The sequence below is a fragment of the Leptospira kanakyensis genome (genome assembly GCF_004769235.1).
Classification (GTDB): Bacteria; Spirochaetota; Leptospiria; order Leptospirales; family Leptospiraceae; genus Leptospira_A; species Leptospira_A kanakyensis.
Genome location: NZ_RQFG01000015.1, coordinates 1 through 7153 on the forward strand (window position 1 = coordinate 1; position 7153 = coordinate 7153).

Below are 7153 nucleotides of genomic sequence, written 5' to 3' on the forward strand. Positions count from 1 at the left end.
AGCTCCGTGCCAGTCCCTAACGTCCCATTCGGGACTCAGGGTCAGGGAACGTCGTCTCCCCTAGTTCGTTATACGACATGCATTTAAATTTAAAGGATCAAAATGAAAAATACTAAAAAAACAATATTATGCTATCTTACTTTAATCTTTGCGGTTAATTTCTCAATATATTCTGAGCCTTCTGATCTTTACGATGTAACAGTAATAAAGAAATTCTATAGTCCTGACAAAAAATATCGAGCAGAACTATTGAAACACAATTTTTATGACTCTCGCTGCCTTGATGAATTCCCAGTGTCTTTAGATAGGAGTTCGGAAATTTGTCAGTTTCGAATTTATAATAACCGCACTAATAAAATTGAATATCGAGTTGTAGCAGAAGACGAAAAAAAGGAAAATTATAAAAAATGTCCGAATGTACATTTTCCTTTATCTGTTGCATACGGGTTTCATTCATTAAAAAAAGACAAACTAATCTTTTCTGTAAACTACGAATGGTATGCTATCGACGATCCGGCAATTGAATATTTTGAATTCGACTGGAAGTCATGTATAACAAAAGGAATTTGGAAATATTCCGAAAGTCACTGTCCCGACTACTGTCAATTCATAACTTATTTAAAAGAAGAAAATAAATATTATATATTCTATTATAACGAAATAACCAAAACTGTCGATGGTGAAATAAATTTACATAATAATAAACAATCAGAAAACTTTTCTAGATTTAATTTTTTCTTCGACGAAGGCAAAGATTTCCCTATATTAAAGAAAAACATTTCAAAAAACTTATTCAAAATCCCCGTAACAAATGAGCCAAATCATTCTAGGCGAACAATTGGAACCAATCCTGATTTTCCAAATGTAATTATTTATGTGGATAGTAAACGATTTCTATTTAATTTAAAAACCAACAAATTAAGCGATTTAAACTAAATGCACGTCGTATAACAGCAACTAACCGCTTCGCTTCGGGACTTGCGCCCTCGCTCGGTCTGCGACACATAGGCTTCTGGCACTCCCCTTGCCTACGCAAGTGTCGTGGCCAGTCCCTAACGTCCCGTTGGGACTCAGGGCCAGCCTACGTCGGTTAGTCTAGTTCGTTAGTTGCAATTGAGTAAATTTTAGAGAGAAAATAAGAAAAAGTAAAATTGAATTATCTAAATATAATACCATGAGCTTAATTCACACTATAAATGGACTAAATTATCAAAGAATCTCAACATCAGAAGAATCTAAAATTATTTCAGATATAGAAAATAATTTTAACTTTGACGGCTATAAAATAAATTACTCTAAGTCATCATACTTTAAAGAATATGAAACTATGAGTGAATTAAAGAAAGATAGTCTCGTATTAGAAAGCTGGAATTCCATATATTACTATTTTCATTTGATCTGTAAAACTGAAACTGACTTTCCTTTTTCCGCTAAATTAGCTGATTTATATGAATATATTGATCCAATAGTAACCAATAGCAACATAGAACATTTCTTTTATTCACCTCAATTTAGTATTCTTATTGAGCCTTCTCTTTTTCCCTTTGAAACAAGAGTAACAAAGGGATTCCACTCTGTTTAATCGATTCTAAATATTATTTATTAAAAATTAATAAAAGTAAAAGAATTTATTATTAAATACTCAACTGCAACTAACAGCGTCTTCCCGCTACGTTTCGGCACAAGGCCTCACTCGGCCTGCGGCAAATTCCCTTCCGTCACGCTTCTTGCACAGCAAGAATGCGCGCCGACGCCAACGCCTCTTTCAGAGGCTCGGCTACAGGGAACTTCGGGAAGACTAGTTCGTTATATGCAATTGCGTTAATTTTTATGATTTTAAACAACAAACTAGAAATTGCCATTCACTACCTATGGTTCTGCCAAATTGATTTGTCCAATATTAGATTACTCAATATTATTGAACAAGAGAAGACAGGAATAAAATTTATTGTATTAGGAGACATCATAGATACACAAACCCTGAATTACGATGTAAAAGATAGAGTAAATTTTCCATTATTAGGAACGAAGGATTTGTTAGTTTTCCGGCTAATTTACGAAAGTTTAGAAAAATTGTTCAAAGCATCCTTAATAATAGAAAATTATGTTTCAAATAAAGAAACTTTAGAAATAAAAAACGGACATTCGTTAATAAACCTTTGGAACAATATACCGAATGAATTAGAATTTAAAGATATATCACTTAAAGTAGATATAAAATCGAGGCTAAAAAACATAACCGAAATCGAAGACTTCTTTAAATTGGATTACAATATTCTGAGATATGGTTTAGATAAAAATTTCGAAGTAAAAAATACTTTTACTTTTGAAATATCAAAATATAATTTCGATCAATTAATCGATAAAATTGATAGCTTATGCAATTCCTTAGCTATGGGAGTATATAGTTCAAACTTTAATATTGGTGATGAACCAACAGATGAGCAATTTCCACGTGTAATTATAAAAAACGCCTCAGGAAATAGAATAAAAAATAAAACTGAAGATAGTATAATAGAAATAACCAATAAAAAACGCAACTGCATATAACAGCGACTAACCGCTTCACTTCGGGACTGTCGCCCTCGTTCGGTCTCCGACACATAGGCTTTTGTCACTCCTCTTGCTTGCGCAAGCGTCGTGCCAATCCCTAACGTCCCATCCGGGACTCAGGGCCAGCCTACGTCGGTTAGTCTAGTTCGTTATACGACATAGCCTAAAAAACGATTCGGAAAATCAAAATTCATCAGTAAAAAACAATTAAGAGAAGAGAACCAACGGTTTTAATTCATTCTCCAAACCATTTTTTTGTATAATTTTAACATCCTCCTTAATTCAAAAAAATACCATTTTTTGATTGAAATAGATTATACAATGTTATAACATTGTTGATACAGGCTCAATATGTTAAAAAAACTTGTACAACACGGGAACAGCTCCGCTTTAGTTATCGAGAAGCCTATTCTTGAACTACTAAAAATTGACCAAAACTCTACTCTTGAAGTTACTACTGACGGGAAATCATTGATCATCAAACCTATAGAAAAAAGTATTTCTAAATCTCTTGAAAAGATTAATAAAGCTCACGGTAAAACACTCAAAAAACTAGCCCAATAATGCAGGATGAAACTATCTTCCTCTCTATTGAGGATGTAATTCTCATACATAAAAATCAAATTGAATTGTATGGCGGAGCAGCTGATATCCGAGATCATGGACTCTTAGAATCGGCAATTAATCAACCAATGACTACTTTTGATGGTGTAAGTTTACATCCTTCTCTATTAGATAAGGCTGCAGCATATTTATTTTACCTATGTAAAAATCATCCTTTTTTAGATGGAAACAAACGAGTGGCCTTAGCTTCTTCACTAGTCTTTCTCGATATTAATGGATATGATATCCTTGATCCGAATAATATTTTATATGACTTCGTCATTGGAGTTGCAGAAGGAAAATTCAGATTAGAAGAGATTAAGAAAACTTTAGAATCTCTAGCACAGCTTAATATCTAACATAGGCTACGTCGTATAACAGCGCGGAAACGCTGCGCTTCGGCACTTACGGCCTCGCTTGGGCTGTGCCACATTCCCCTTCTGGCACTCGCTTGCATACGCAAGCTACGTGACCAGTCCCTAACGTCCCGTTGGGACTCAGGGTCGGGGAACGTCGTCTCCGCTAGTTCGTTATACGAAATCTCCAAAAATCCACATTGAAATAAATAAAAGATTGAAAAAGTATCGGATTCGCCGAAAATGAAGTTATCCGATATGAACCCAACTCTCATAAAAAGTATCAATGGGAAAAAGAAGGAATTAGATAAACTAAGGCCCCTTCCTAAAGGAATTGTAAGCAAACTTAACGAACAATTCTATTTAGAGTGGACATACAACTCAAATGCTATTGAAGGAAATACTCTTAGTTTACAAGAAACGGATTTAGTTTTAAGACAAGGAATTACTATCGGGAACAAGAGTCTCAGGGAACATTTTGAAGTTTTAAATCACAAAGATGGAATTTACTTCCTAGAAGAAGTAATAAAGAAAAAAACCTTCATATCATTAAATCTAATTCGAGAAATACATGGGAAAATACTCAAAAATATCGATGATGAACAAGCTGGAGTTTTTCGAAGTACCAATGTTAGAATAACTGGTGCTTCGCATATTCCTCCAAATGCAGTTAAAATCTATGATCTAGTAATGGAATTAGTTGAATGGTATTATAAAAACTATAAATTATTAACAATACCAGAGATTGCTGCATGGATGCATTATAAACTTGTCTTCATACATCCTTTCATTGATGGCAACGGAAGAACTGCTAGGCTTTTAATGAATCTAATTCTTATGCAAGAAGGATACCCTCCCGCTGTAATACTGCATCTTGATAGAAAGAAATATTACAAAGTTCTACGAGAAGCTGATAAGGGAAATGTCTCAACATTCCTTGATTTTGTCGGACGTTCCATTGAAAGATCTTTGATAATTTATCTTAATGCTCTTACAACAAACTCTTCAAATGAAAAACAAGGATACATCACCCTAAAAGAAGCTACTAAATACTGTAATTTTTCATTAGAATATCTTTCTTTACTTGCAAGAACAGGAAAACTTTCAGCCGTAAAATTTAATAGAAATTGGATGACGACTATCCAAGCAATTCAAACTTACTTAGAAGAAACTTCTTTGAAAACAAAATGAATGTCTACCTTGGAGACTTCGTATAACAGCAACTAACCGCTTCGCTTCGGGACTTGCGCCCTCGCTCGGTCTGCGACACATAGGCTTCTGGCACTCCTCTTGCTTACGCAAGCGTCGTTCCAGTCCCTAACGTCCCGTCCGGGACTCAGGGCCAGCCTACGTCGGTTAGTCTAGTTCGTTATGCGACATTTAAAATCGAAAAAAAAGATAGACTCAAAATTTAAACAATTAGGAAATAACGCATGAAATATCTATTACTTTTACCAATAGCTTTCTTTTTCAATTGTAACAAAATACAGGACTGCAGATCAAATAATTCCTGCCCAATTTTTTATCCAAAAAACAGCGAATTCAAATATGATCTTAATGGAAATCAGATTAACGATTATGGAATTGACCGGAATCAAAAAATTACCATCCTTACTTCAAAAGACGGAATTCAGGAAAAGATAATAAAAAATGAACTCGAACTAGTAAAAATCTTATTTGAAGAAAAGGAGTTTCTTTACCCATCTAAAAAAATAACCATTGGAAAACTTGTCAGAATTGCAAACCTAAAAGGTGTACAAATTAAGGAAAACCCTGATCTAAAATCTAAAACAATAGGCGAATTATCTTATAACTCCACTGTAGAAATTTTCAGCGAACAAGAAAGAAAAAATAACATTTTAGGTGAATTTTATAAAATTAAATCTCCTAAAAGTTATACAAATATTGGTTGGGTATTAATCTCCGATTTAACAGATGGCGATTATGAAGCTAGCTTATATAAAAAAACTATTTCTGAAATACTAAGTAATCTTACCGTAAATTTAACTGATTCATCAGATAGTAATAGTTTTATCATAACTTCCAATCCTAATGAATTAGAAAAACCAAACTGCTTAATTAAGGGCAAAGAATGTTATGCTAAGTACACTTCTAGAGAAGAAGAAAGCTACGACCATCAACCTGCAGAACTATCATATTGGATAGATTTAACTCCTGATAAAGGATTTGATTCACCGCCAGATTACATTTGTAGAATGGAGCACTCGCTGCTAGTCGGATATTTTCCTTTACCAAAAAAAGACATATTTAAAGAAGAAATTAGTTGCGATAAATATAATTATTAGATCTTTAAACGTCGCATAACAGCGACTAACCGCTTCACTTCGGGACTGGCGCCCTCGTTCGGTCTGCGACACATAGGCTTTTGTCACTTCTCTTGCTTGCGCAAGCGTCGTGCCAATCCCTAACGTCCCGTCCGGGACTCAGGGCCAGCCTACGTCGGTTAGTCTAATTCGTTATGCGCAAGGCTGTAAATTTATATAAAATATGAATAAAAAATTTATAATACAAAGTTCGTTACTACTAATTATCTATTTTTTTCTCTATTTATCTGTTGATTATTATGTAGAACGAAATCTTAAACTCTTACACAGAACAACCGAGTTGGTCTTTGCTAAACTAGGGGCAAATTCCATTGAAGAAAAATTTAGTAAATATAACTTACAAATAGTAAATATTTCTTCATTCGATAACCAATACTATGACTATTTTGTCTTAGATCAGACTTTTTCAAATAAAAAAGGAATCCTCTCTAAAATATCGGAAAGATTAGCACCAGACATTCTTAACAGCAAGAAGTTAATCTCAAAAGAACACTTAGATCTTTTCTTAGAAACTAATGTCTCTATGGAAAATGTAAGCAATAAATTAGAAATCTTAAAAAGTGCTATAGTAAAATCTGTTGAAAACTATCAAAAAAATAATCAGAAACTTACAACATACATCAGCCTTCAAAAAGTTCTTGGAAATGATTGTTTTTTAATTATTAGAAAATCTAAAAACTTGATATATGCTACGGTTATCTATCCATCTGATTTGATTGATGATAATATTTATAACAAAAATGGTGTTTTTTTTATAAAAAATTTCGAAAATCAAATTATCTATGAAAAAGGATATTTAGATTTCAAAAACCAAGCAAAAGAGATATCGGATACATTAGTCAAAGAAATCGAGCATTTGGGAAATGTACAAATGCAACATGAGAAAAATGGAATTCTAATTCAAATTTATCCCATAAGTAAATTTAGAATTTACTATATCGAGGCTAAAAAAACCAGCGATATTGACAAGGAGCTCAATCTTCTTGAAAAAATAATTTCTATTTTCTTTACTCTTGCATTTTTATTATCAGAGTTAGTTTTAGCATTGTTTATTTTAAGAAAACAGCCCAGCGCATAACAGCATGGAGACGCTGCGCTTCGGCACTTGCGGCCTCGCTTGGGCTACGCCACATTCCCTTTCTGTCACTCGTTTGCATACGCAAACTCCGTGCCAGTCCCTAACGTCCCGTTGGGACTCAGGGTCAGGGAACGTCGCCTCCACTAGTTCGTTATACGTAATGACCCAAATCTTATCTTTATGACTGTTTTGACATAGAAAAATAGGATACCAACTCT

Annotated in this window: 8 protein-coding genes; all 8 read left to right on the plus strand. The window is 33.8% G+C overall.

Annotated elements, in window-relative coordinates:
- The first annotated feature begins 102 nt into the window (after window positions 1–102).
- The 8 genes from EHQ16_RS11075 to EHQ16_RS11110 all read left to right on the plus strand — a co-directional run bounded on the left by EHQ16_RS11075 (window position 103) and on the right by EHQ16_RS11110 (window position 6935).
- Window positions 103–936, plus strand: coding sequence for a hypothetical protein (locus tag EHQ16_RS11075; RefSeq protein ID WP_135633352.1), 834 nt, complete (start codon window positions 103–105; stop codon window positions 934–936).
- Window positions 937–1174: 238 nt separating this feature from the next.
- On the plus strand, window positions 1175–1582 hold the full coding sequence (locus tag EHQ16_RS11080; protein ID WP_244242049.1) for a hypothetical protein: 408 nt from the start codon (window positions 1175–1177) through the stop codon (window positions 1580–1582).
- Between the two features lie 248 nt (window positions 1583–1830).
- Window positions 1831–2550: a hypothetical protein gene (locus EHQ16_RS11085; protein WP_135636174.1), complete on the plus strand. Its 720-nt coding sequence runs from the start codon at window positions 1831–1833 to the stop codon at window positions 2548–2550.
- Between the two features lie 354 nt (window positions 2551–2904).
- Window positions 2905–3117, plus strand: coding sequence for an AbrB/MazE/SpoVT family DNA-binding domain-containing protein (locus EHQ16_RS11090; protein ID WP_100745171.1), 213 nt, complete (start codon window positions 2905–2907; stop codon window positions 3115–3117).
- Window positions 3117–3515: a type II toxin-antitoxin system death-on-curing family toxin gene (locus EHQ16_RS11095; RefSeq protein WP_135636172.1), complete on the plus strand. Its 399-nt coding sequence runs from the start codon at window positions 3117–3119 to the stop codon at window positions 3513–3515. Before EHQ16_RS11090 ends, EHQ16_RS11095 begins: the two co-directional genes overlap by 1 nt.
- 255 nt (window positions 3516–3770) lie before the next feature.
- Window positions 3771–4703: a Fic family protein gene (locus EHQ16_RS11100; RefSeq protein WP_135631327.1), complete on the plus strand. Its 933-nt coding sequence runs from the start codon at window positions 3771–3773 to the stop codon at window positions 4701–4703.
- Between the two features lie 242 nt (window positions 4704–4945).
- Window positions 4946–5818, plus strand: coding sequence for an SH3 domain-containing protein (locus EHQ16_RS11105; protein WP_135631325.1), 873 nt, complete (start codon window positions 4946–4948; stop codon window positions 5816–5818).
- Between the two features lie 202 nt (window positions 5819–6020).
- Window positions 6021–6935, plus strand: coding sequence for a hypothetical protein (locus EHQ16_RS11110; RefSeq protein WP_135631323.1), 915 nt, complete (start codon window positions 6021–6023; stop codon window positions 6933–6935).
- Window positions 6936–7153: the final 218 nt, after the last annotated feature.